We start from the raw sequence: 24,244 nt of genomic DNA, 5'->3' as shown, positions 1-24,244 counted from the left end.
GGACAAGGTAAATGACTTCCTTACCTACGGTATCCCGGCGAAGACGGATGTAAAGCCCGTCCAGATAGAGGACTGAATAACGCTTGGCCAGAGGGCGCTTCTGCCACTTCTCAATATCTTCGACCGTGGCGTCCGTAATATTGCTAATTGTGGCCGGAGAGTAAGAGGAGCCCACCATACGCTCGATGAATTTGCCCACTTCTCTTGTGCTCATCCCGCTCTGATACATCTTGATAATGGCTTCCTCCAACCAGCCATCCCGGCGTTGATACGGAGCAAAAAGTCCGGTCTGAAAGGCGCCCTCTCGGTCGCGAGGAACCGAAAGGTTCTCAATCTTTCCATAGCGTGTGTCCAGGGAACGCTTATAATAACCGTTTCTACTGTCTGAAATGTCCGGTTGTTCTACCTGCAGGAAGTTCGTGAGTTCTTCCCGCATAATGAGTTCCAGCTTTTCTTTTACAAATTCTCGTAAAAGATCTTCCAATTGATTTGTAAGGTCAGAATTCGATATACTAGATGACATAAGTAGGGTCATCTCCTCTCTTTTTATGGAATGTCGACAATTCCGAGGATACCCTACTTTTTTATTGCCTGAAAGACACCAAATCTTGGTGAAATTCCTTTACACAAAATATTTTACGTCATCCTTTACCGTACCTAATCATTACTAAAACACTCTATTATTCATGTTTTCTTCTACTATTTCTTTCCGTTAGCCAACCATGTCGCTGTGCTCGACTTTGCAGGTTATGGAAGAATAGCCATTCTTCCGTGGGGCTGAATACCGATATTCCCATTGTGACACTCAAAGGGCAGGCTTGGAATTAATTATGGGGAAATAAGCAATACTGGAAGTTAGAACAGACCTTTATAGGAGGGTTTTTATATGTTCCATGTTATGATTTCTAAAAGTGATGTCGTTATCGTTGATAACTGGAAATCCGTACAAGAAAATAAAAAGAGAGGGTTTGATGTCCATAGTGGAAGTTCTTCAATAAAATCGGCAACTGAAATGGAAAATTGTTGCTTTAGAATAAAGTTTGATCAAATTAATACTCCCCAACTTGATAACTAGATATACAGAACGAGTTTATTTTAAAAAGAACTTGATTAAAATATGCTCTTATAATATTTAAACGAATTATTCTCCTATAAAAAAGATCGATTATTTTTGTGTTCCTTTTCCAATGAACTCGATTTAATAATTTATTAATCAGCAAGTAGACAGACCATTCAAAAGATTTGATGGTCTGTCTTCCTCAGTTCAAAGGGATTTTCTTTTAATCCATGAGCAAACTACAAGCGATATTATTGATGCTGTTAGCAAAGATAAACTGATTACACCATAACCCATTCCTGCCCAACCACCCATTATTAAGCTAGAAATGAGTAAAATAATACTTATCACACTGAAGACTAAAGGAATAACATAAGATAATATGGTCTTTCTTTTACCTGCAAAAAAGGAAATACTAGTTATTAGCAGAAATAGAACAATCGTAAGTAATATCAAGAAGTCCAATTTCACACCAATTCCTTCCTTTTGATTATTTGTTACACTTTAACATAACAAGGGTTTTCCTTCTTTAAATTTGGTGTGATTAATTATAAACAATAAGATAGAACTAATCTCTTTTTCTAAAATTATGAATAATTAGGCAAGTTTCTCGGACATGTTACTCTACTTTCTTATTAATGTATCCCCTAGCAAGTCTGCCTCTTATGGCACCAACTCCTATATCTCACCCTTTTTTCTCCATTTATCCACTGTAGAAGTTCTTTTTCTTTTAGTTTTATACAAAAAAATATCCCTTTAGGCTAAACATCTAAGGGGGTGAAACAGTACAACTTTATTCAAAACGGTTAAACTTTATTTCAAATCCACAAATGTAACACATATTCACCTCAAAAAATAATAGCAACTGCAACGTATAAAAATATTCAAAAAAGGTAATAAATTTATTAATCACGGTTCTCCCCGAACCTCACTCAGCTCTGACATACCGTCAGGGCTATTCATTTTCCCTCTACATAATTTTTCCAAAAAAATCCTAACTGGGGATAATATAACCAGGATACTTTCACATTTCTACAAAAAAAGGGTGAAAATAAATGGATGCAATCATTCAAGAATTAGCCCAATCAAAAGTGGTACCCGAAACAGAGTAAACAATATGTAAGGAGTATTTCGTTGGGAATTTTAGAGCGTGCTCCTTATTCCTCCTTTTCGGGGGATGTGCAAAAACACCCACGATGTACGAAACGGAGTAGGTAGCTGGTTGCTAGGTGCAGGAAGCGCGGGTCAATTGCGACGAGCCGTTCGCTCTATGCCGTCAGCGGTTACTTTGTACAGTTGGTGCGGAAGGTCGTGTCCCATGCCGTCAACCAACATTAGCTCAGCGCCCGGGATGGAAGAAGCCGTGTCCTCGCCACACGCCGGGACGAACAAGGGATCGTCCACCCCATGAATGACAAGTACTGGTACTTTTATGGTCGCCAGCCGCGGACGACGGTCACCGGAGACAGCGATCGCTGCAATATGTCGTCCGACACTGCCTGGATCGTAGGCTCGCTGTATTTCCTCCAGAATGAGCACCCGATAAGCGTCCTCTTCAAACGGATAGCCTGTGCCGGCGATGCGTTTGGCAAAAGAGAGGCTGTGCGCCAAAAATCCTGCTTCATCCTCAAATGGGTTCGGCGCCGGTTTAGTCATCATCGCCATGACATCCGGGGCAGATTGCGGAAGGTCGGGATTACCGGAGCTGGACATAATGGAGGTGAGCGATAAAACCCGTTCAGGGTACTCACTGGCTGCAATCTGGGCGATCATTCCGCCCATCGACCTGCCAACGAAATGTGCCCGGTCAATTGAAAGGGCGTCGAGCAGTCCGATAGCGTCGTCGGACATGTCATCGAGAGTGTAGGGGATGTCCGGTCGTTGTCCCGACATGAGAGCAGTCGCCAGGGCGTCAAAATCCAGCGCCCGATGATGGCTAAAGTGCGTCGAGCAACCTGCGTCGCGATTGTCAAAGCGGATCACGAGAAAGCCCCGCGCTGCTAATATTCGACAAAACGGAACCGTCCATCGGATCATCTGGGTTCCAAGCCCGGCGATTAGGATAATAGCCTCGTCGTTTTCGTTACCGAAACTGTCATAGACCAAATCGACGTCGTTGACTTTCAGGATGTTCATGGTCATGTTCTCCTCCAATTAAATCGGTATCGGAAGTTCTGCAATAGGCAGAAGGCGTGAATCTTCGATTGCTGCAGTCCGATGTCCGATACCGGCTAGGTAGTCTTGATGACTTGAAAAAGCAATAAACGACTGCGCGCTGCTCTGGCGGATCAGCATGACAAGATCCCATCTTTCGTCTTCGGGACCGATAAGAAACTCTCCGCCAGCGCCAAGAAACATGACTTCACCCCCGCTTTCACGGAGAAATGGGAGCGTGTGCTCAATATAGCGGTTGAAAGCTTCGGCACCGCTGATTGGGACCTCCGGTGTTAGTTCAGGATTGGCTGTGTAATCGGCAACATCACGAAAACGCAGCAGGTTCAGCATGATGACGCTACCCTCAATACCTCGCTGCACGAACCTCATGCCAGCGCGTTGCGATGGTTCGAAGTAACGAATGGTTTTAGCGTTTAAAATGTTCTGAGCACTCACTTTTTTCACTCCTTGACGTAATTTAAGTCAATAATAACAAAAAGACATAAATTATGTCAATGTTTTTGACGTAATTTATGTCTTGGAGTTATCATGAAGCAAAAATAGTTAATGAAGTAATCTGCCCGTTAGTTTAGTAAGAAAATCAACAACAAACTTTAGCAGAGCCTATTATTTATTGAACTAACGATTCCCTCCCTCGGTTTTAAGGGGGTTTCTCACGTATGCTCGCTCATTCGCAGGATTTCATCACCTTGAATACAGATGAGCCGGTGGAAAATAAGTCAGATTGAACCAGCGGTGGTGAATGTGGGCATATTTAAATAGAAGAAACGATAACGATTCTCCTTGGAAATATTTTACTGCACGCATCCTCCACTACTTTTCCTTGGAAGTTCACCCTCCCACGGCTCAACGGGTCATTGCCCTTACATTCCTTCGTTACACTTGTCCAAGGTGTGGAGACCGATTACGGTTTAGCTAACAGGTCTGTGCCCTTCTGGGAATCGAACTCGGTCCTCCGTGCTTTCTTTGTCAAAATCCTGCGAACGAGCCAATCTGCGTGATAAGAGTTGGCTTATAATGCTAATCTATACGGTAAATACAGGTGGAAGAGGACGTAGCCCCGTAGTGAACCTGACCGAAGGGAAGGTGAACTAGGGGAACGCCACGCGCTATGACTTCTTCTCTCTCCTCTATCGTCCAAAGCTATGCGGCCTGATCGTATATAGGGGAAGCTTTGTCAGGAGAAAAAGCTTCTCCGTGTTGAACAATACCAATCAAGATTCGTGCCAGTTTGCCAAGCAATTTAAAAATAGAACGCTGCTTTTTCATGTGCTTGACCTCTACGTTATGCTCATGCCATTGTTTGAAAGCTGGATTATTGGCTACCAATTGGGTCGTAGCTAGATACATATATTTGCGCAGTGTAGCGTCTCCACGCTTGGAGAGCACAATCTGCCCTTTTCGCTTCCCAGACGCACTTTCAGCCAGGTTTAATCCCGCCCTACGTAGTAATTGACGGCCATGGGCATACTGTTTAAGATCACCTGCGCCAGCTAGAATGGCAGCCGTAAAAATAGGACCAAGACCCTTGATGGATCGAATTTGCTGAGCCAGAGGAATTTCACCGAGCAGGGTTTGAATATCCTGTTCGATCGCATCTAGTATTTCGACGATACGTTCATATTCCTCTACTAGCCGTTGTAAATCCTGCTTTGCTTCATGGAGAGCTGTCGTATCTCCGATACTCTGTTTGGCTTGAGAGATGAGGTGAGAAGCTCTTTGGATACCCGTCATACCACCAGGTCGCTGCCTATGTTTTTTCCAACGCTGAATGACCTCTTCTACCGTTAAAGACCGGAGGCTAGTGGAGTCGGAAACTCCTTTAATGTGGCCATGGAACGCGGGCATGTCCAGTCTTTAAAAACCGAGGGATACTCTGGAAAACGAATATCTAACCATCGGATGAGACGATTCTGTAGCCGGATACTATTCTTTATCCAAAATTCCCGATCACTCATGATGGTACGCAACCTTTGGAATTCCCCTGCTTGACGTTTGTAATCCGAGTAATAGCCCCGACTGATGACATCTGCAATGACTAACGCGTCTTTCGGGTCACTCTTGGAAGGACAATTGTCGCGATTCTCCTTGTTTCTTTTGGTTGTGGCGGGATTGACCCATACGACGTTGATTCCCTTGTCGAGAAGCCAGTTTGCCAGGTTAAACCAGTAATGTCCAGTCGGCTCCATGCCAATAATGAGCTGGTTTAAGCCGTGTTTTTTCTGTAATCCGTTGAACCATCGTTCTAACTTCTCAAATCCTTCCTGTTCATTGGTAAAGGTAAGAGGTCGATGGGTAAGGACAATCCCTCGAAAGTTCGTCGCTTGCGCGACATGTTTTTCTTTCGCCATATCAATCCCAATGACAAGATGGGAAGGGGTAATTCTTTCTATCCGTTGATTTTGACCCTGAGATTGTTTAAACTTCATAGTAAGAGCGCCTCCTTGATGGGTTTTTAGGGCTTTGACCCTGCACACACCCCCATCATACCGAGGTGCTCCTTTTTTGGCAAAGGCTACTTCTTAGCCTCTACAGGAATGTTTAGGTTAATAACTTTTACAGTTACAAAAAAATAAGCCGGAAAGTCCCGGCTTATTTCACTGCTGCTTCTAATTTCATTACTTTTCCGTTTTCCATTGTATAGGTTTCTGTACCAATAAGCTTATGATTACTTGAATTACTATCATAGTACTGAACAAATAATATGTTTCCCGTTTTTGCAATGGCACCAACATATGCATAGGGGTCTTTATCAATCGGGAGCGGGTTCCCCATCGTAAGTTTTCCATCCCTATATTCCACTATCCGAACAGCAATGTCCCACGCTCCCTTGTTGTCCTTCCACATAGAGGTACTTTCATATACCATAAAACGCAAATTGTTCGGATTTGTATCCATTTGCTCAACACTTCCTGGAACTAAGTATTGATAATTCCCTTGTTCGGGTTTACTCTGCGGAATATTAATCGTTTTTGGGGATGAAGTTGAGTAATCTGTTAACTGCAGCATATTAGATTCAATCCAAAACAGATCAGAGAGGTAGACCTGACCAGCAATAGGTAGATGGTTCACCTGGTAAGGTTCTGTTTTTCCTCCACCTTTCCATGATAGGTCGCGTTGGATAGACTGATTTAAATCTTTCACATTATATCCATCAAAACGAACAGACGGTTTGTAATTGTTGACCCAATCGGTATTTGACCACCTTTGGCTAACACCCAACCCATTCGCAACCGTGGCAACTGGTGCATATACATTTCCGTTGTAAATGAATGGTTCTGCCTTCGTTTGAATCAATTTCCCGTTAACAACTAATCCAATACTTGCAAAACGAGCCTTGATATATTTATCGTAGGCTTTAACTGCACCGAACGCTGTTCCTGAAAGAGCCAATGTACCAACCACGGTTCCAATGATAATTTTCTTCGATAATTTGCTGGATATAAACATGATAACCTCCCAATGTTCTTACAATGATTTATCGTTCTACCTTAATTTGACCTCATGCCCCTTTTTAAGTTTCCTTTTATTATCAAATTTGCCTCTAAAGACCTGCTACTCGATTTTAATTACGGCTTTAGCGATTTTTTCTCACTAATATAAAAGGTAATTTGTTCAACAAACTGGAGACTGTTTTACGTATTTTATTATTTAACTTCACTGGCTGTTAGTTGAATAAATAAAAAAACGGCTGACGTAATAGCCATACCGTGCTAACGATTCCCGTTAGGGCAATAAAAAATTATTATATGAATCAATTTCATAACGGCTCATTAAAAACTTCGTTTTTACAGGGATAATCAAGGATGTAGCCCATAATTGTAAGCAAAACTCGGGGAGGTGCTACATTTTTTAGCTCTTGAAACCCTTGAGGCTCTAAGGCTCCGAGTTATGAAATTCATTCATTTAGTTTCTGATGGAGAAATACAGCAGAAATAATAAAAATGGCCTTGCATAGTTTGCAAAGACCATTCTATTAATCTATTTGCTTCAACACAGAGGCACAAACAACTAGTATAATGTTTATCCTTTAACACCTAGATATTGTAATGCTTGCTTTACGGTAGCAAAGGTTAGAACTGAAGATAAATCGATTCCAAGTTGTACAGCGGTCTGAGCAATATCTGGCCTTATTCCCGTTATAATGGACTGAACACCAAGCAAACGAAGGACATCATGAATCTTAAACAGATATTCGGCTACCATTGTATCAACCGTATAGATACCTGAAAAATCAATAATTAAACATTCGAGGCTCTGTTCCTTTATCTTTGAAGGGATATTTTTTAAAAGATGTTTTGCTCGATACGAATCGATGGAACCCACCAGAGGAAGCACAGCAATTCCATCGAGAACAGGTACAAGAGGAGCAGATAATTCATTAATGTCTTTTAATGCTTTTTTTAGTATTTTTTCGGCTTCTTTACGCTGCGTTATATCTCTAAATGATGTTTGAACAGCTTTTTTATTCTCATAAATAATATAAGTAGGACTTACTTCTACCTCAACAAATGTACCATCATATCTCTTTATTTCATGATCATATAGTCCGAATTTTTTATTCTCCTCAAGAATCTTTCTTATTCTTTCTTTTGTGGCCGCTTTATCCTGTTCAGGTATAATATCCAATATGTTAGTCCCTATAATTTCCTCACTAGAAGAAGCTCGTAATAGTTTTACACCCGCCGGGTTTATATATACGATTTTCCCATCAACATGTATAATAATTGATTCTCTCGAATGCTCAACGATTTGACGATACATTTTTTCGTTCTTAACTAATTTCTGATGCTCTTCATTCGTGACATTTTCCAACTTCTTTCACATCCCTCAAAATGGAATTTCTACTCTTCCGTAAATATGTCTAATCTATTTTCTTATCGGCCCCTCTAGAACCGCTTCAAGCAATGCTACAACTTCCATGTGTAAGGGCTGGTTAATAGCAAGTAACAATTTATATTCCTCATGGCTTACGCCTTCCATCTTCTCAACATTAGCAGCAATTTCTTTATGCAGCTGTTCGATACGGTTCTTAATTTGTTCAAGAGTTATATCAATCACCTACTCCATCAAATTCGTCTTCAATCCCCTGACGTTTCTTTTCTGCTTCTTCTTTAAGTGCCAAATTGTAACCCTCTGAAAAAGTAAACCTAATCATATCCTTTAAAAGGACATCATCAGGTTCATCTAAATGAATACCGTGAATCGCTAAAAACCCCATGAATCCTTCTATACGCTCTTGGAGCTTCTTTTCATATTCCGAATTCATATCATTCACCGTCCTTTTTTTTCTCCTCTTCAAGAACCAGACGTAACCCTCGCTCCATTAACTCATTGATTTTTACGTCCTTTTGAAAAGCAAGCAGCTTAATTTCTTTAAACAAACCCTCATCTATGGTTGTATTGATTGCTCTCCGTGCCATATCTTTAACTCCCTTTCGAAGAAATATTTATCTTTATTGTATCTTGTTGTTGACAACATAACAACATATATTTATGATATGTATAACAACATAACTATATAACAACAAAAAAACACCGTTTGAATAAAGGATGTGAAAAGGTGGAATAAACTTCGCACTACCAAAAGTTTGAAGTTGTTTTTGGCCCTCGCAAAAACAAACGGGACATTTAGCAAATGAGGGTATGTAGCGGCTCTACCGTCTATGATAAGGATTAAAGCATAATATAAAAATCAAAAATCCGGAGGATGGGAAAATATTTTCTTACGAAGACGAACTTAGGGAAAAAGGCAGAGAAGAAGGTGTAAAATTAGTATTGTCTGTTCTACAATTAGTGCGTTCTGGTAAAACGGTCGAACAAATCTTTGAACAATTAGATGTCCCTCCTAACAAAGTCCAAGAAATACAAGAAATTATTCAACTTTACCAAGAGCAAATCAAGAATAACCAATAACAGAATCAGTGTCTTTAAAAAATTGGGGGTGGGATTATGTTTTCTTATGAAGAGGAACTTAAAAATGAAGGTAGAAAAGAAGGTAAAGAAGAACTTAAAGCTATTTTAAGGTTAATGCTTGCCGGGAGGACAGTTGAACAAATCTCCGAAGAATTAGACATGCCCATTGATGAGATAAAGGAAATACAAGAACTCGTTCAACCACCTAAATAATTCGTTTTTTTACTGCCTTATGCTATCGATTATTTGACTACATCTTATCATTTTATACATAAGTATCCTACTATTAGGACATAATAAGAAAGCCAAGAACCTGAATGGGCCTTGGTTTCTATTACAGCAAGGTGTCGCCGATACAGCACGGTGTAACCAGAAGAAGTAGATTCCCTAAGCTTTGCGAGGGCCATATGGGAGTCTACTTTTTTGCGTTTGTCGTGCATGAAAAACGCCAACTCATTTGCTGACGTTATCCCGTGCCTTTATCGCTCTATATAACGTCGGCTTGCTTACGCCGGTTGCCTGCGTAATCTCCGGAACTGTCATTTGTCCTGCATCGTACAAGGCTAACGCTGTAGCCACCTTCGTCTTGTCCGTCTTCGGCCTGCCGCCTACTCTTCCCCGCGCTCTAGCCGCTTGTAATCCCGCCTGAGTACGTTCAGCAATAATATCCCGTTCCATCTCCGCCAGTACAGCCATCATACGAAACATAGCTTTACCTACAGCTGTGGAAGTGTCGATGTTATCTCGGATACTAACAAACTCGACTCCCCGTTTCTCCAATTCAGACGTCAGTTCCAATAACTTAAATGTGGATCGGCCAAGTCGATCTAATTTGAAAACGATAAGCGTATCGGTTTTACGTAAGGAATCAAGACAACGCTGCAGCTCCGGTCTATCGTCCTTCTTCCCGCTCATCTTCTCCTGGAATATCTGCTCACATCCTGCTGATTGTAAAGCGTCCATTTGCATGTCAAGATTTTGGTCTAATGTAGAAACACGAGCGTATCCGATTTTCATATGTACTGCTCCCCCATTACCGTTTTGTACCTTTATCGTATCATAAACGGATGGTTATAGGGATAATGATTTTGAAACGAGTTTTGATACGCATTCTAGGCAATAAACCCATATAAAAGGTAGCGATTCTTTACCGTTTCAATAACCATCGTTTTTGGAACAGGGGGGGTAGAGATTACACTATAATTTTGAGACTTTTATTTTGGACATTTCAACCCTTCGTTATACCGTTTCCTTGCAGTTGTTCCGTATAACTTCACCATGTTGGAATGATTGTGAAATGACATATCCCCATTTGCAAATATAAAGTTGCTACGTAATACCGAGTAATTACGAGGAAAATGGAAATGGTCTTCCCGGAAAAACAGGGTGATTCCCGGCTATTTCCCGAAACTCAAAAACCCGGAAAACGGCTGATTTTGACCGAATTTCGGGTTTTTGTGTCTGAATAATTTACCATAATGCGTCTTATCGGACGTTAATAAAAATTAAATATGTCTAACCTTCCCCTCCGAAACAACGGGCACAGTTGAAGCAATTAGAACAACGGAAGCAGTTGAAGCAATTAAAACAACGGAAGCAGTTGAAACAATTATGGAAACAATTATGGAAACAATTATGGAAACAATTAAAGCAACGAACACCCATACCACATTGTCGCGCCTGATCCATATTGTGTTGACCTTGAGTGTCATAAGGAGTCATCTGGTTCGCCTGAAAATTAGAAACATCCAACCCTTGAAGTTCTTTTTGAAAATCATCCATTTTTACAACCTCCGTTTATTAAATGAATCAGTTATGCCGGCAGTGTAACCAGCAACTCAAATCAATGACAGAACGAAGAGAATCAAAAACAATGGCATAGCGATTGAATCCACCAAATACTTTGAATACTTCCCTCAACACAATATGAACCATGATGGGCGATTGTTACTAATTCAAATTTTGTTATTGGACTCATATAAAATCCGTGTAGAACTATACTAGGAAGGTTCATTACATAAAACCAAGTTATCGGACCTCGACTGGTGTCCAAAAATGGACTTATCAGACGTTATGAACCATGTGGCTGTTACCCTTAACTAGGTTCCACTTCATAAAAAGGGCAATCGCCCAACACTTGTCCAAACTCATTCACATACTCTAATACTACTTCTTTCATAAAAAGGAGGGGAAGGTAAATGTCATGTGGTGGTTTTGGTGAAGAAATCGGGATCATTCTCGTACTCTTCATCCTCCTAGTTATTATTGCGTGTGCATGTGAGTAACAATTAATTGTCATAACTATAAAGAAAGCCCACCGGGATTCAGGTGGGCTTTCTTTGCTTTACAGTTTGCATCTTATCAGACATTAGTCTGTATGATTATAGGTTCATCGTATCCATCCAAACTTTTATTGTAAGCTTCAATAAGAGATAGAATCGTTTTTCTTGTCTCATCCCTGCTACCAGCAACGTGCAAACTCCTAATAAATTCAGTACTGTTTGGCCCGATTTCCATCATGCATTTTTTACAAACACTATCGTTATCATCAGGCATGTAATACACAAATTCCATGTCTTTGAAATCTCTTTGACACTTTGTGCAATCATGTTTGTATGTAATTCTGAAATTCTCCACACTATTCACCCTTCCAATGTTTTAAATGGTTAAAAGGAATACATGTGCCTTAAAGGCTAAAATCCTCTATAGCTCTGTCGATTACATCCTGGTTGATCCCTATGTAGCGTAGTGTTACAGAAGGCGCTGAATGATTAAATAGTTCCTGCAGCAAGGCCACGTCCTTTGTCTTCTGGTAAAAATGATACCCAAAGGTCTTGCGAAGAGTATGCGTGCCGATTTCCTGCAGGCCAACCTTAGCAGCTGCATCATTAAGGATCCGGTAAGCTTGGATTCGAGTGATTGGCTTATCTGTTTTCTTCGAAGGGAATAAGAAATCCTGCTCATCCAATGCGGCCACGTAAGCGCCTATCTCCGTTCTCAGGTTCCCGTTAATCGGGAAGCGTTTATCCTTTCCTGTTTTCTTCTCCATAATGGTGATGTGTGTTTTGTTCTTTATATCCGCTACTTTCAGCTGGAGCAAGTCGCTGATTCTTAACCCTGTATTCATTCCCATGACAAACATGAAGTAATCCCGATAAGATTGATGCTTTAAAATTTCTTTAATCCGCTCAATTTTGCTTTTATCTCGGATGGGCTGAACATATTCCATATCCTTACCCCCTCATTCGTTATGTTACATTATATTAATCAATACAATACAATATGATACATAAAAAGCCAAGAGAATAAAAAGAATAATAAGGAAAATGGAAAATAGCCCTGTATATCAAGTTTTCATGGTTTTTTCATGATGTAACTTAATTGTACTTGTGTTACATCATTGAGTATTTATGTTTTTCTGGAGAAAAAAAAGAGAGAGGGGGTTTCCACTCTCTTTCTCCGTTTTATTTTACTCTCCATGTAGTGTCGTCAAATTAAAAATTTCAGGTAATAAAAAATTATGATTCTATGTCCGAAAATAGTCAAATTGTAAATGAATGACAATCACTCCTCAGCCGGAGGCGGTGTAGGTTTCATCCCACGCTGCATCCGTTGACGATTTAGGTGGGAGTAAGAAAATGGGCGAAAAATCATTCTCCACCACGGAACGCGAACAAAAATATCTTTTATATCATGTTTGTTATACGGTGCAACGCCAGACAGATAGGGTACGCCAAACGTCCGTAAATTTACCAGGTGTATCGAAATCAGCAGGCCGCCGATTACAATACCGAACAACCCAAACGAAGCTGCCAGGAACATCAGGGGAAACCGCAGCATGCGGACGGCAATCGACAAGTTGTATTTAGGAATGGTAAAAGATGCGATACCGGTTAATGCAACAACCATGACCATAGGTGCTGATACGATCCCGGCTTGAACCGCCCCCTGACCGATAATAAGCGCACCAAGAATACTGACTCCCTGCCCGACTGCCTTAGGCAGCCGGACGCCTGCTTCCCGCAGCGCTTCGAAGGCGAGTTCCATCATAAGCGCCTCCACAAGGGCGGGGAAAGGAATGGCTTCTCTTGAAGCGGCGATGCTAAGTACTAGCCGCGTTGGCAGCATATCAGGGTGATAAGTAAGCACAGCAATATAGAGAGACGGCATAAAAAGAGCAATCAGCATCAATGCGTAACGCAGCCAGCGAAGCATATTGGCGATAATGTACCGTTCGTAATAGTCTTCGCCGGCCTGCATCAATTGCCAGAAGGTAACCGGAGCGATTAAAACGAATGGCGTTCCATCGACGAGGATCGCAAACTTTCCTTCAAGGAGGTTTCCGCAAACAGTATCAGGACGTTCTGTATATTGAAACTGCGGAAAAGGCGAATGCGGATTGTCCTCGATAAATTCCTCGATATAACCGGTTTCAAGGATGCCGTCGATTTCAATTTCACTCAATCGTTTTCTGGCTTCCTTTATAACGTTAGGATCAGCAACTCCCTCTATGTAGGCGAGAACTACGTTTGTCCTTGTATGTTCTCCAATTTTCATTGCTTCCATTTTTAGACGGGGAGATTTTACGCGAAAGCGAATCAGCCCGGTGTTCGTCCGTATTCCTTCAGCAAATCCTTCCCGTGGGCCCCGAACGACGGCTTCTGTCTGTGGCTCACTTACCCCTCTGCGGTTTCCGCCAATGGCATTGATTACGAGTGCTTCTGTCTTACCATCAAGAAGGAGGACTGTATTCGCACCGAGGACATTGTCCACGACATCGGAATAGTATTTTACTTTAGAAAGCTGAGAGAGCGCGATATTCGATTCATCTAATATGTCGTCTTTTATTGTTTCTTTATTTTCATCCAGGAATTGTGGAAGGAGTGGGCGCAATACGTTATTATGGATGTCGTCTGTCTTTACCATCCCGTCGATAAAGATGAGGAAGCCATACATTTTTCCATCCATGCGCAGTTCCCGAAATACAACGTCAGAGCAATTTTTAAATGTTTCTTTTAATATTTTTACGTTGTCATCCAGCGTGCTTGATAAGGTATTGCCCATTTCCTCTGAAGGATCTACTGCTTCTTTTAGAGGATCAATGTTTTTGTTGTCGTCGTTTTTGTTCCTTTTGCGTGGTCTTTTTTCCATCGAAATCCTCCCTCAAGGCAATAGCAATACTGTTCAAATCACAAATTTATATTCTCCTACAGTTACCATGTATATACTTTTTTCCTTTTGTGAACGCAGCAATCCAATCTTGCTCTATCAGGGTACACCAATGTAAAACAACACAGAGGCACGAACAACCAATGTAACTTAATTAGTATTATGTTACATAAATGGACTGTTCTATAATTTTTATAAAGAAGATTATCGAACATAACAAACAGCTATCCCGGCAGGAACTGGGATAGCTGTTTTAGTTTAGTCGGGTAAGTCGGGGGCATCGCTGCCCCTTTCTCCCCTCAGAACCGTACGTGAGCCTTTCAACTCATACGGCTCAAGCCTTCTTTTTTCCCCTTATAGAAAACGAAGCTTTCTATAAGGCACGGTCGTTGTTTGACCGTATCCTCGTCACTTACAAAGTAAGCGAAGCGTGCGCGGACTAACCGAAATGATTAGCATACATCGCAGCACGTTCCTTACGTCAGAAGGTAGCCACCAATTTACGCTCCATGTTGAAGACCCGTCAGAAGTCTGCACCCTTTCGGGTTCTGTCATGGCAAAAGCCTTTCGACCGACAGTATCCGTCCCGTTATACCTTTTCGGCTTTCCGGTTGCCTTTCGACGTAACGGCATTCGCTTTCTCAGACATCCTTTACCCGCTGGCACATCGATAGATGTTGCCATCGCTCTACTGCTCACGCAGATACCATCGGGCTTACCAAGTTCCACTTTCCACAGATACGACGGGGACAGGTGGGTTCTTTACTCCGGGCAAGATGGGGGTCGCAGTACAGTGACAAACTGACTTCACATTTCCTCTTACCAATACCTGAGCGAGGCTGTGAACCATCTCAGGCTAACCTTTACGAAGCTTATAAACCTTCACTTTCGTTCACCGCAAGCTATACCGTGAGGTACAGCCTTACCCATCTTCTCCTAGCAGTGTTCTGGATGGTACACTCATCCTCTGTTTCCGCATTTCCCTCATGCAACCAACCCCTCCGTTACCAGAGACGCTGTTTCGGGCAGAGATAGCCTTTGCGACTAGGCTAGCAACATACCGGCAAATGAGACCGGCGCTGCACTGTATATAAGAAAGCGACTTACTTGTCGCACCAGTTTGAGTATTATCAGACATTGGTTTTGTATGTAATATTCATTGATAAAAATATCGTTACACTAGGCTTTCGCCGTTCCCTAGCTATATGGAACAGTATAGTTATAAATATACCTCCGTTTAAGGTAAACTTGTCCACCACAAAACCCCTTCTTGCCTCCAGAAGGGGTTAATTACTTTACATAATGAAAATTCTCTTCTTTTTTGTAGTAATGATGTCTGATAATAGCCATTGTAAAATAAAAGGATACATAAGCAATTTGGGTATTTGTCCTAGGTCATTCTCCTCCCTTCTGCATATATTTTTATTGCAGCTAAAAATTAAGGAGGTAAACATGAAGTATCCACCTTATCCATATTATATTTATCCTGTATCAAACCAGATTGAATTCGTGCCCGAAAGAAGGGAATCCACTGCCGGGAATACTGTGACATTCACGAAACAGCTTTTGAATGATTTGCAACAACGAAGGGGAAGGGAAATATCCGTTGCGACTCCAGTTGAAATAATTAAAGGAACATTAGAGGAGGTTTACCCCGATCATATTTTAGTCTCAAATGAGGGAGAACATTATCAAATTAGGCTTGAAGGGATTATCTATATTCATTAAAAATAGAAAAGACATACGTAAAAATAATGGGTGCTTTCTATAAAGCACCCGTTATTTTACGTATATGCCACTACTTTCATATATAAACTTTCCACCAAATTAAAGTTATCTTTAGTTTACAGTTTGAATCTTATCGGACATAAACTATAAATTTACTAAGAACTTTAAGAATAGGGGAATGCCTTAACACATGTTTCGACCCTTCTACATAGCTTGTTAGTATCCTACGAGCAGGATGAAAAGCACAAGAATGCCCTCATGTCCCCAACGAAAACCTCTTTTGAAAAAGAGGTTTTCGTGGGATTCGTTGGTTCATTACTTTTTCGACTTCCGTCCAATTTACAAAATATGGGTACTCATCCAACACTTGTCCCTACCTATCTACATAGTATGAATTGTAGTTCCATCACTTATATATTAGGAGGTCATACTATGTTTGGTGAAAGAAGAGAATTTTCGTTTATTCTGGTTCTGTTTATCCTCTTAGTTGTTATTTCGTGTGCATGTGAACGTTGTTAATCGGACTATCCTTGAAAAATGAGGATAAGAACAGCCAGCCTGAATCCAGGCTGACTGTTTGCTTACATAAGTGTTACTATCGGATCTTAAAAACAAAGCAACTACACCGGTTTCTGGATAGGTGAGCTGCTTTGTTTCATTGGACGCAAACCCAAAAATAAGCGGACTGAACACTTGTCTATAACAAAAACAAGGGACGAGCATATGATAGAGGGAACTTACATGTTAGGAGGGAAACGAAGAAATGGCTACGAACAAACCAAATGTACAAAGGATACAAAGGATAGAAACTACTTTTGAAAAAAATATTTCTAAACACGTAAAAATCCAAACCAAAGATAATAAAGTCTATGAAGGATATATTCAAAAGGTGGAGGATGGTCATGTTTATTTAGCCGTGCCTAAAACAGAAAAGGCAGCTCGCATGGTAAAAGCAAACGGCTTTGAATTTGGGCGTAGAGGCTTTGAACGCAGAAGCTTTGGATTTATTTTGATCCCTCTAGCCATCATTGCAGCTCTGTTCCTGCTCTAATCCTAATGAGCAACAAGCCCAAGATCTTGAATAAAGGCAGTAACCGCCCTCCCCCGTCCTTCTCCATTTATATAAAGCCATACCATCGCTTGATGGAAATGGAGGGGACGCTCATGGGTGGTTTTTTCGGCTTCTGTCCATTTTACAAAATACGGGTATTCATCCAACACTCGTCCCTCCCTATCTACATAGTATGAATTATAGTTCAATCACTTATATAGGGGAGGTCATACTATGGGCTTTTGTCGTGAAGAAAGAGGATTTTCGTTTATTCTGGTTCTGTTTATCCTCTTAGTTATTATTTCGTGTACAGTATGCGAATAGATAATTAATCGGTAATATCCTTGATAACCAAGTTATCGGACATCATTTGGATTTTAGGCACCAGGATAAGTAATTAGCATAGTTTATCTAGTACGGTAAGACTCCCTTTACTATCCGAAACAAAGAACCCCTCTGACTGATGGATAGAGGGGTTATTTGCTACTTTGAAGAGAAAATGATGGACGTAGCCTACTAACGACATTAAGAAAAGAGAAGGGCCTGGGAAGACGCTTCTTGTACTACTTTATTTCATCCAACCGATAAATATTCAATTTCATAATGAGGGTTATCGGACGTAAACTAAAAATTTACTAAGAACTGTAAGAATGGGGGAGTGCCTTAACACATGTTTCGACCCTTCTACATAGCTTGTTAGTATCCTACGAGCAGGATAAAGAGCATGAGACCGCCTCCTAAAAAACTCATGCTATCACCATGAAACCCTCTTTTTCAAAAGGGTTTTTCGTGGTGTTCGTTGGTTCGTTACTTTTTCCGCTTCTATCCAATTTACAAAATACGGGTACTCATCCAACACTTGTCCCTACCTATCTACATAGTATGAATTGTAGTTCCATCACTTATATATTAGGAGGTCATACTATGTTTGGTGAAAGAAGAGAATTTTCGTTTATTCTGGTTCTCTTTATCCTCTTAGTTGTTATTTCGTGTGCATGTGATCGATAATCGGACTACCCTTGAAAAATGAGGATAAGAAAAGCCAGCCTGAATCCAGGCTGGCTTTTTGCTTACATAAGTGAAAATATCGGGCGTTATAGGACCATACAAAATGGTTCTTATTTGAATCAATTTCATAATGGCTCAGTAAAAACTACACTTTCACAGGAATTATTAAGGTTTTTATGTTTAATTGGTAACTACTTAGGTTAAAAAATGTTTAGCGGTGTATAAAAGCGGGTACTTATCGGCAACTTCCAAAAATGTGGAAAGCGAGTGGGTACCCATGAAATATACCGCTAAAAAAATTGAGGAAATAAGTGAAGGGAGTCCTTCTGAAATTGCTCACTTCATCACGGCCCTTGTTGTACATATTGAAAAACTTGAAACACGCGTAAAAGAGCTGGAGCGACAGCTCGGTTCCAATAGCAGTAACAGCAGTAACAGCAGTAACAGCAGTAAACCACCATCCAGTGATGGATTCCGTAAACCAAAGAGCCTCCGGCCTTCCGGCGGGAAAAAAGGTGCCCCCAAGGGGCATGAAGGACATCCACTCAAAATGGCTGATAACCCGGATGAGGTCAAGTGGCATAAACCTGATATTTGTTACCATTGCGAACAGTCCCTTGTCGATGCACCCATTGAGAGTTATAAACGCAGGCAGATAGTGGACCTTCCGCTTCCACGCCTGATCTTTACCGAGCACAGAGTGGCGACAAAGTGCTGTCCAAATTGCAATAAGAACAGGCTGCTTTCCCGGAAAATGTGAAGGTGCCTATTCAGTATGGCGAAAGCTGGAGCGCGTGGTGTGCCTATTTGAACACCTATCAACATCTTCCTCTTGAGCGCATCAGCCAGTTATTTGAGGACCTAACTGGACACCGGCCAAGTGAAGCTACCCTTCTATCACATCTCGAAAAGCTTTCGATTCAATTAGAACCTATTGAAAATACAAGTAGACAAAATCTGGTCGGCAGCAAAGTGGTGCATGCTGATGAAACAGGCATGCGCATCGAAGGTAAATTGCATTGGTTACATACCGTCTGTAATGACAAATGGACACTTTATAATGTTCATCAAAAGCGTGGGAAAGAAGCCATAAACGCCATGGGTGTCTTGCCTGCCTATAAGGGAATCGTAGTTCATGATTTTTGGAAACCGTATTTTAACGCTGATTATGATTTTACCCATGCCCTTTGCGGCGTACATCTGCTTCGGGAGTGCCAAGGAATCATCGATTATGACAAACACCAATGGGCTTCCGAAATCCAGGCTCTCTTACGAGAAGCCTTGAAAAAATCAAAACAGGCATCTGAGGCCGGAAGGCCGCTGGAGCCTGAAGTCATCTCGGACATAGAAACCAACTATGATGAAATCATAAGCCGGGGTACCAAACAATGGCGTCCACCGCTCAAACCTGATGTACCGGGAAAAAGAGGGCGGAAAGCCAAAGGCAAAGCGGCAAACCTGGCTGAACGGTTCATTCTATACAAAGCCGACATTCTTCGATTTCTTCAGAATGCGCTTGTTCCGTTTGATAACAGTCAAGCTGAGCGCGATATCCGAATGGTAAAAGTAAAAGAAAAAGTATCAGGTTCCTTTCGTACGGAAAAAGGGGCTATTCAGTTTGCGCGCATTCGTGGATTCATTTCCACAATACGAAAACAAGGAAAGGATCTGCTTGATTCTATTATATTAGTTAATCGAGGTCAGTTTACTTTCAGCTGACCTAAGTAGTTACTTTAATTGTAAGCAAAACTTGGGAGGTACTACATTTTTTAACTCTTGAAACCCTTGTAGCTCTAAGGTTCCGAGTTATGAAATTGATTCAAGTAAGTACCTTTTCTTCTTCTAAAGATAGCAAACATAAAATATGAACAGCAGGAGTAAAGCGAGGACTCACTTTCATAGCGACTCTCCCTTCCACAAGGGTACGTATGACAACAACCCTTAATGTCAAATGTATCCTTCGTAAATGAAACACCATAAAAACACAATATAACCTTATTTATAGTTTGTTTCAAAGAATGATGCCTTTAGTTTACTACATAAACCTTAATTAAATTTCTCGCTGATTAAAAAGTAACGTTCAAATCCCTAGTAGTAGTAAAAAAACCGCTGGATACCAGCGGTTTTTTTCTTTACTTGATATTTTCAACCTCAGTTAAAATTCCATCTAATTCATCAATGGACTTGCTTAACACTGCTTTATCGAGCTTTTGAGCTTTCGCTCCACCTTGGATAATACCGAGGGGCTTTTCTACTTTTTCATAAAGATCAGGTTTTTTCTCCTTCACTCCATCTTCGAATGTTTTCCATGATTCTTCTAGCTTGTCAGCATCTTCCTTTACTTTAGCTGCATTATCTGCATTCACGTTCGTCTTCATGTCTGCAAGTGCTTGCTTCATCGCTTTTGCCCCTTCAGCAGGACTAGAAGCTGCCGATTCAGCAGAGGAGCTTGTCGTATTGGCTGTTTGAGAAGAGGTTGCTGGTTGGCTTTCCGCTTTTTTATCTTGTTGTGCTCCACAAGCAGTTAAGGCTAGAGATGCTGCTAGTACGGCTGGTACGATTAGTTTGAATGCTTTCATGTTTTGTTTCCCCCTATGATGCTTTGTTTGCTTGTAGGTTTTGATTGATTTTCATATCCTTACGTTTGCTCCAAATGATAGCGCCAACCGCTGCTGCAAGTAGAACTGCCTGCGGAATGACACTCTCCCATGTAGGGTAAATCGCAAAAAATTCGATGGACGGAATCCCATCCGCCTGCGTGGCTGGCAATAAACCTGCCAGTTGTAAACCGTGAATGCCCATTCCTAAGAATTTAAAGCACAAGTAGAACACCAGAATGCTTGAAACGATAAAAAATGGACGCATGGGAATTTTCAAACCCACTTTAAGAATGAGGTAAGCAAGAATCACAAGAATAACTGCTCCAATTCCAATCCCTGATAACAAACTTCCTAAACTGATAGAGGAAGCCATCCCGATATAGAAGAGAACCGTTTCCGTTCCTTCCCGGAATACAGCAAGGAAGGATAATACCGCAAGCGAGACAAGACTTCCGGTAGCCAATGCTTTCGTACTTTGATTGCGAATGTATTCCTGCCATTGAACCGTGCTTGATTTACTGTGGAGCCAGTAGCTCATATAAAGGAGCATGACCGCGGCGAATAAACCGGTCCAACCTGCAATCAAGAAGTTGTTATTACCGAAGGTTCCCGCTGAAAACAGCACTTGAACGATAATACCCAGGATAATACTGACCGCAAAACCAGCACCGACCCCGTAAAAATCCACTTCTTCTTATCTTCATGACCTGCTTTTTTCAAGAAGCCAAGTAGGGCGACTACAACGAGCAGACCTTCCAATCCTTCACGCAAAAGGATGGTAACCGCATCTACCATGGTATAGCTTGTTTTTGCTGCAAGCGGTGCAAGATAATCGCGCATATTTTGAAGTGTTTTTTCAGCTTCTGCTTTTTTCGGAGGATTTGCGGCTAGTAGTGCGTATGAGGCTACCATGTCTTTCTCAGCATCTCCGTATATTTTAGAGGATTGTGTCAGGACAACCCCTTCCACATTCAGCCACATGGAGCGGAATTTCTCAACATCCCCTTTAGCTCCTTCTATATCATTCTGTTTCACTTTAACAATCGTTTGGTCAATCAGAGAAATAAGTCCCGCTATATCTCCTTGATTGGCTTTCGGTGCTTCCGTTGTAGAGGTTTCTGCCGGAAACTGACCTGCTACGAACTTTTCATTCACCTGCTTAAGCTGCTTCAAGTTTGTCAGCAGAACGTTTTTGTCAACGGGCTGCTGGGCAAGTGCGAATTGAACCTGTCCCATGGCATCTTCGATATCATGATAGGCCTGCTTGGACTGCTTTTTAATTCCATCCTCTGCAGCAAGCCATGCGGAAGAATATGTATCCAATTTCTCCTGGGCTGCTTTTATGTTCCCGCTTTGCACAAATTGGACGGCCTGCTCAACGAGCTGATTTTCTTTTTTCATGTCTTCCACTGCGTTGCCAGCAAAAATCACGGAAGGCAGTACCAGCGTTAAGAGCAGTAGAGTAAGGAGTCCAGCCCCTATTCTTTTTTTCATTCTTCTCCCTCACGTTCTATGTATTTGCCTAAACAAAGTACTTTGAATTCATTTATCAATTCAAACTTGTGATAATGATTATCAGTTTCTTTCTAACACTATTTTAAACGAAACATTCACACACAGTCAATAATAATTTTCATTATCATTTGTTTTTTATTTCTTGATAAGTGGGATCGTACGACGATAGCGTCTTTAGTCAGTTAATGTGTACGACTCTTATCTCTATTATTTTTATGGCTTTTTTCAAAACGGATAATAATCTTTCTTAATTGAATCAATTTCATAATTACCCATTAAAAACTGCATTTTTAAAAGGATTATCAAGGTTTTAGCATGTAATTGTAAGTAAAACTTGGGGAGGTGCTACATTTTTTAGCTCTTGAAACCCTTGCGGATCTAGGGCTCCGAGTTATGAAATTGATTCATTTCTATAAAAAATTCGTCTATTATGGCGGGAATGAAGAAATGAATATGATGGTAGTACACACCAAGCCAAAAACCCCTTCTGCAAACAGAAGAAGTTTTTGGTTGTTTACTGAAAGGGCATTATCTTCCACTTCTTAATTTTGTTACACAATACTTGCAATATTTTGATCTGCAGCATGGGCCTCTTCAGTATTTGTTGAACTAACACGATTAAAGTTTTCCATAAAATTAGCCGTATTACCGGAACCTGAACCCGAATTTGTTCTTGCAGTACTTTTGGGAGAAAAAATTAAAGATTCTTCCAATATTATGGATGAACCGTGGTCCATGGTTAGTATATTTAGAAATCCAACGAATGACTCCAAAACCCCACCCCTTATAACGTTATTGCGTTGCGGTATCTTACTTCTTACACTGAACCTGCAATATTTTGATCAGCAACATGGGGGCGGTCAGTATTTGTTGAACTAACACCATTAAAGTTTCTCATAACGTTAGCCGTATTACCGAAACCTGAACCCGAATTTGAAGTTGAAGCGTTTTTTGGAGTAACAAGAACAGATTTTTTCGTGATAACTGATGAACCGTATCCATGGTTCCTATATCTATACCTCCAATGAATGAAGACATAGACACCACCCTTTGTAATCGGATTTAATAATTGCATACTATGATGACATTCCCCCAGAAGTTTCTGATTCAGTTTAAATTTCACGTTTTTTAATTATTAAACAGAAGCTAAGTTCTCGGGATTCAAAAAAAGTAAGGCAGTTCTCTAACGTATGAACTGCCTTGTTTACATTCTGAACCTTATCGGACGTAGAGAGTCAAATCTTTGTTTTATTTAACTATCGATTCCTATTAATTGGTATTTTTTCGCTTTAATATTGTGCCTCCTTGGTTGAATCAATGCTTGTTGATATCATCTACTAATGCATTAATTAGGTTTATAAGCTCCTGTTTCATCACAGGGTCTGTGATTTTTCCATCGGCATTTAGCTTAGTCGTAATGAATGGAATCATCATCGTACCTCCTTCCACAATCTTTGCGGATAGCATGTTTAGTGTAAGGAGAAGTGAAGCGTGTGCCTTCTCACCGCCCCCCGGGTGCGGAGAACCACTAATTACGGCTACTGGTTTGTTCATGAACTCACCCGAAGAGACAATCCAGTCAAGAGCGTTTTTCAGAACGCCGGGTACCCCATTAGCATACTCCGGAGTAGAAAAGAGAACACCGTCAGCCTCTTTAAGATAATTACGTAAGATTGTGACTGGAGCAGGTGGGGATTCATCATTATCAATTCCAGGATTAAAGTGAGGTAATGTCTCTAACTCATTATAAAACTTGAAAACAACATTTTCAGAAGACAAATTGGCAACAGCACGTAGAAGTTTGCTATTGGAAGAATTATCACGAACACTCCCAGATATAGCTAAAATTTTTATGTTATTTTCATCCATCTTATCGCCCCATTCTTTATTATTTATATCAATTTCCTATAAAAGCATTCTTTTAGCCTCTAACATAAGTACCGTTGATTTCACTATTCATTGTAATTGGAAATTTCCTTAAATATACAATAAATACCGTTTAAGCAGAAGAACAATTTATAAACA

General features: G+C 40.9%; 30 protein-coding genes and 1 pseudogene. 10 read left to right on the top strand and 21 right to left on the bottom strand.

The window, feature by feature from the left end:
- A partial coding sequence (locus tag MBEAL2_RS25610) for an IS256 family transposase (RefSeq protein ID WP_047155056.1) occupies positions 1-523 on the bottom strand: 523 nt, incomplete at its 3' end.
- Between the two features lie 363 nt (positions 524-886).
- Between MBEAL2_RS25610 and MBEAL2_RS25605 the strand changes: the two genes are divergently transcribed.
- A complete protein-coding gene (locus tag MBEAL2_RS25605) occupies positions 887-1,075 on the top strand; it encodes a hypothetical protein (RefSeq protein WP_047155055.1) in 189 nt (62 codons plus the stop codon).
- Between the two features lie 189 nt (positions 1,076-1,264).
- On the opposite strand, the gene MBEAL2_RS34175 is transcribed toward MBEAL2_RS25605, so the two are convergent.
- The 9 genes and pseudogenes from MBEAL2_RS34175 to MBEAL2_RS32345 all read right to left on the bottom strand — a co-directional run bounded on the left by MBEAL2_RS34175 (position 1,265) and on the right by MBEAL2_RS32345 (position 8,655).
- Positions 1,265-1,528, bottom strand: a complete 264-nt coding sequence (locus MBEAL2_RS34175; RefSeq protein WP_161798301.1) for a YesK family protein — start codon at positions 1,526-1,528, stop codon at positions 1,265-1,267.
- A 774-nt stretch (positions 1,529-2,302) separates the two neighbouring features.
- Positions 2,303-3,193, bottom strand: coding sequence for an alpha/beta fold hydrolase (locus MBEAL2_RS25600; RefSeq protein WP_047155054.1), 891 nt, complete (start codon positions 3,191-3,193; stop codon positions 2,303-2,305).
- A gap of 18 nt (positions 3,194-3,211) precedes the next feature.
- Entirely contained in the window at positions 3,212-3,562 is a 351-nt protein-coding gene (locus MBEAL2_RS25595; protein WP_236693021.1) for a DUF1330 domain-containing protein, read from the bottom strand.
- 813 nt (positions 3,563-4,375) lie between these two features.
- Positions 4,376-5,661, bottom strand: a pseudogene (locus MBEAL2_RS25590) (IS110 family RNA-guided transposase).
- 163 nt (positions 5,662-5,824) lie between these two features.
- On the bottom strand, positions 5,825-6,682 hold the full coding sequence (locus MBEAL2_RS25585; protein ID WP_047155053.1) for a stalk domain-containing protein: 858 nt from the start codon (positions 6,680-6,682) through the stop codon (positions 5,825-5,827).
- Between the two features lie 573 nt (positions 6,683-7,255).
- Positions 7,256-8,047: a PAS domain S-box protein gene (locus MBEAL2_RS25580; protein WP_236693020.1), complete on the bottom strand. Its 792-nt coding sequence runs from the start codon at positions 8,045-8,047 to the stop codon at positions 7,256-7,258.
- A gap of 54 nt (positions 8,048-8,101) precedes the next feature.
- Entirely contained in the window at positions 8,102-8,293 is a 192-nt protein-coding gene (locus MBEAL2_RS25575) for a hypothetical protein (protein ID WP_047155052.1), read from the bottom strand.
- Positions 8,286-8,510, bottom strand: coding sequence for a hypothetical protein (locus MBEAL2_RS25570; protein ID WP_047155051.1), 225 nt, complete (start codon positions 8,508-8,510; stop codon positions 8,286-8,288). The genes MBEAL2_RS25575 and MBEAL2_RS25570 overlap by 8 nt, the downstream gene beginning before the upstream one ends.
- Positions 8,503-8,655, bottom strand: a complete 153-nt coding sequence (locus tag MBEAL2_RS32345; RefSeq protein WP_173427744.1) for a hypothetical protein — start codon at positions 8,653-8,655, stop codon at positions 8,503-8,505. Before MBEAL2_RS32345 ends, MBEAL2_RS25570 begins: the two co-directional genes overlap by 8 nt.
- Before the next feature lie 529 nt (positions 8,656-9,184).
- On the opposite strand from MBEAL2_RS32345, the gene MBEAL2_RS32070 reads away from it, so the two are divergent.
- Positions 9,185-9,361 (top strand): hypothetical protein, encoded by a 177-nt coding sequence (locus MBEAL2_RS32070; protein WP_161798300.1) that lies wholly within the window; start codon positions 9,185-9,187, stop codon positions 9,359-9,361.
- A gap of 240 nt (positions 9,362-9,601) precedes the next feature.
- On the opposite strand, the gene MBEAL2_RS25565 is transcribed toward MBEAL2_RS32070, so the two are convergent.
- From MBEAL2_RS25565 to MBEAL2_RS25545, 5 genes are all read right to left on the bottom strand, one after another.
- Complete coding sequence (locus MBEAL2_RS25565; RefSeq protein WP_047155050.1) at positions 9,602-10,165, bottom strand: recombinase family protein; 564 nt, start codon at positions 10,163-10,165, stop codon at positions 9,602-9,604.
- A gap of 498 nt (positions 10,166-10,663) precedes the next feature.
- Positions 10,664-10,930: a heterocycloanthracin/sonorensin family bacteriocin gene (locus tag MBEAL2_RS34170; protein WP_082130188.1), complete on the bottom strand. Its 267-nt coding sequence runs from the start codon at positions 10,928-10,930 to the stop codon at positions 10,664-10,666.
- Between the two features lie 313 nt (positions 10,931-11,243).
- The gene (locus tag MBEAL2_RS32065) at positions 11,244-11,399 is read right to left on the bottom strand and encodes a hypothetical protein (RefSeq protein WP_161798299.1); all 156 of its coding nucleotides are present in this window, start codon (positions 11,397-11,399) and stop codon (positions 11,244-11,246) included.
- 435 nt (positions 11,400-11,834) lie between these two features.
- On the bottom strand, positions 11,835-12,377 hold the full coding sequence (locus MBEAL2_RS25550) for a site-specific integrase (protein WP_047155047.1): 543 nt from the start codon (positions 12,375-12,377) through the stop codon (positions 11,835-11,837).
- A 335-nt stretch (positions 12,378-12,712) separates the two neighbouring features.
- Entirely contained in the window at positions 12,713-14,299 is a 1,587-nt protein-coding gene (locus tag MBEAL2_RS25545) for a spore germination protein (protein WP_082130187.1), read from the bottom strand.
- 466 nt (positions 14,300-14,765) lie between these two features.
- On the opposite strand from MBEAL2_RS25545, the gene MBEAL2_RS32060 reads away from it, so the two are divergent.
- The 4 genes from MBEAL2_RS32060 (at position 14,766) to MBEAL2_RS25535 (ending at position 17,096) form a co-directional block, all read left to right on the top strand.
- The gene (locus tag MBEAL2_RS32060) at positions 14,766-15,122 is read left to right on the top strand and encodes a hypothetical protein (protein ID WP_161798298.1); all 357 of its coding nucleotides are present in this window, start codon (positions 14,766-14,768) and stop codon (positions 15,120-15,122) included.
- Between the two features lie 647 nt (positions 15,123-15,769).
- Positions 15,770-16,045: a DUF2642 domain-containing protein gene (locus tag MBEAL2_RS32055; RefSeq protein ID WP_047155046.1), complete on the top strand. Its 276-nt coding sequence runs from the start codon at positions 15,770-15,772 to the stop codon at positions 16,043-16,045.
- A 258-nt stretch (positions 16,046-16,303) separates the two neighbouring features.
- Positions 16,304-16,564 (top strand): sporulation protein YjcZ, encoded by a 261-nt coding sequence (gene yjcZ, locus MBEAL2_RS34480; protein WP_152667928.1) that lies wholly within the window; start codon positions 16,304-16,306, stop codon positions 16,562-16,564.
- 244 nt (positions 16,565-16,808) lie between these two features.
- On the top strand, positions 16,809-17,096 hold the full coding sequence (locus tag MBEAL2_RS25535) for a hypothetical protein (protein ID WP_047155045.1): 288 nt from the start codon (positions 16,809-16,811) through the stop codon (positions 17,094-17,096).
- A gap of 2 nt (positions 17,097-17,098) precedes the next feature.
- Here MBEAL2_RS25535 and MBEAL2_RS32050 read toward each other — a convergent pair whose 3' ends face one another.
- On the bottom strand, positions 17,099-17,263 hold the full coding sequence (locus MBEAL2_RS32050; RefSeq protein ID WP_161798296.1) for a hypothetical protein: 165 nt from the start codon (positions 17,261-17,263) through the stop codon (positions 17,099-17,101).
- 67 nt (positions 17,264-17,330) lie between these two features.
- Here MBEAL2_RS32050 and MBEAL2_RS34165 point away from each other — a divergent pair, with 67 nt between their 5' ends.
- The 4 genes from MBEAL2_RS34165 (at position 17,331) to tnpC (ending at position 19,823) form a co-directional block, all read left to right on the top strand.
- Positions 17,331-17,420 (top strand): YjcZ family sporulation protein, encoded by a 90-nt coding sequence (locus tag MBEAL2_RS34165; RefSeq protein ID WP_082130184.1) that lies wholly within the window; start codon positions 17,331-17,333, stop codon positions 17,418-17,420.
- 435 nt (positions 17,421-17,855) lie between these two features.
- A complete protein-coding gene (gene yjcZ / locus MBEAL2_RS34160) occupies positions 17,856-18,104 on the top strand; it encodes a sporulation protein YjcZ (protein WP_369405537.1) in 249 nt (82 codons plus the stop codon).
- 277 nt (positions 18,105-18,381) lie between these two features.
- The gene (locus tag MBEAL2_RS29775) at positions 18,382-18,864 is read left to right on the top strand and encodes a DUF6444 domain-containing protein (protein ID WP_052948019.1); all 483 of its coding nucleotides are present in this window, start codon (positions 18,382-18,384) and stop codon (positions 18,862-18,864) included.
- Between the two features lie 2 nt (positions 18,865-18,866).
- Positions 18,867-19,823 carry an IS66 family transposase gene (gene tnpC / locus MBEAL2_RS25530; RefSeq protein ID WP_052948018.1) on the top strand — a complete coding sequence of 319 codons (957 nt, stop codon included), beginning with the start codon at positions 18,867-18,869 and terminating at the stop codon, positions 19,821-19,823.
- A 413-nt stretch (positions 19,824-20,236) separates the two neighbouring features.
- Here the strand turns inward: tnpC and MBEAL2_RS25525 are convergent, their stop codons facing one another.
- From MBEAL2_RS25525 to MBEAL2_RS25510, 5 genes are all read right to left on the bottom strand, one after another.
- The gene (locus MBEAL2_RS25525) at positions 20,237-20,683 is read right to left on the bottom strand and encodes a hypothetical protein (protein ID WP_047155044.1); all 447 of its coding nucleotides are present in this window, start codon (positions 20,681-20,683) and stop codon (positions 20,237-20,239) included.
- A 13-nt stretch (positions 20,684-20,696) separates the two neighbouring features.
- The gene (locus MBEAL2_RS34155; RefSeq protein WP_369405536.1) at positions 20,697-21,290 is read right to left on the bottom strand and encodes an FTR1 family iron permease; all 594 of its coding nucleotides are present in this window, start codon (positions 21,288-21,290) and stop codon (positions 20,697-20,699) included.
- Positions 21,287-22,198: a hypothetical protein gene (locus tag MBEAL2_RS34150; protein WP_369405535.1), complete on the bottom strand. Its 912-nt coding sequence runs from the start codon at positions 22,196-22,198 to the stop codon at positions 21,287-21,289. The genes MBEAL2_RS34155 and MBEAL2_RS34150 overlap by 4 nt, the downstream gene beginning before the upstream one ends.
- Before the next feature lie 572 nt (positions 22,199-22,770).
- On the bottom strand, positions 22,771-22,992 hold the full coding sequence (locus tag MBEAL2_RS25515) for a spore germination protein (RefSeq protein WP_152667927.1): 222 nt from the start codon (positions 22,990-22,992) through the stop codon (positions 22,771-22,773).
- Positions 22,993-23,533: 541 nt separating this feature from the next.
- On the bottom strand, positions 23,534-24,088 hold the full coding sequence (locus tag MBEAL2_RS25510; RefSeq protein ID WP_047155042.1) for an NADPH-dependent FMN reductase: 555 nt from the start codon (positions 24,086-24,088) through the stop codon (positions 23,534-23,536).
- Positions 24,089-24,244 lie beyond the last annotated feature (156 nt).

The organism is Aneurinibacillus tyrosinisolvens, from assembly GCF_001015055.1.
Lineage (GTDB): Bacteria > Bacillota > Bacilli > Aneurinibacillales > Aneurinibacillaceae > Aneurinibacillus_A > Aneurinibacillus_A tyrosinisolvens.
Note: the sequence above shows the minus strand (reverse complement) of the source record. Positions and strands in the feature narration are given on the sequence as shown.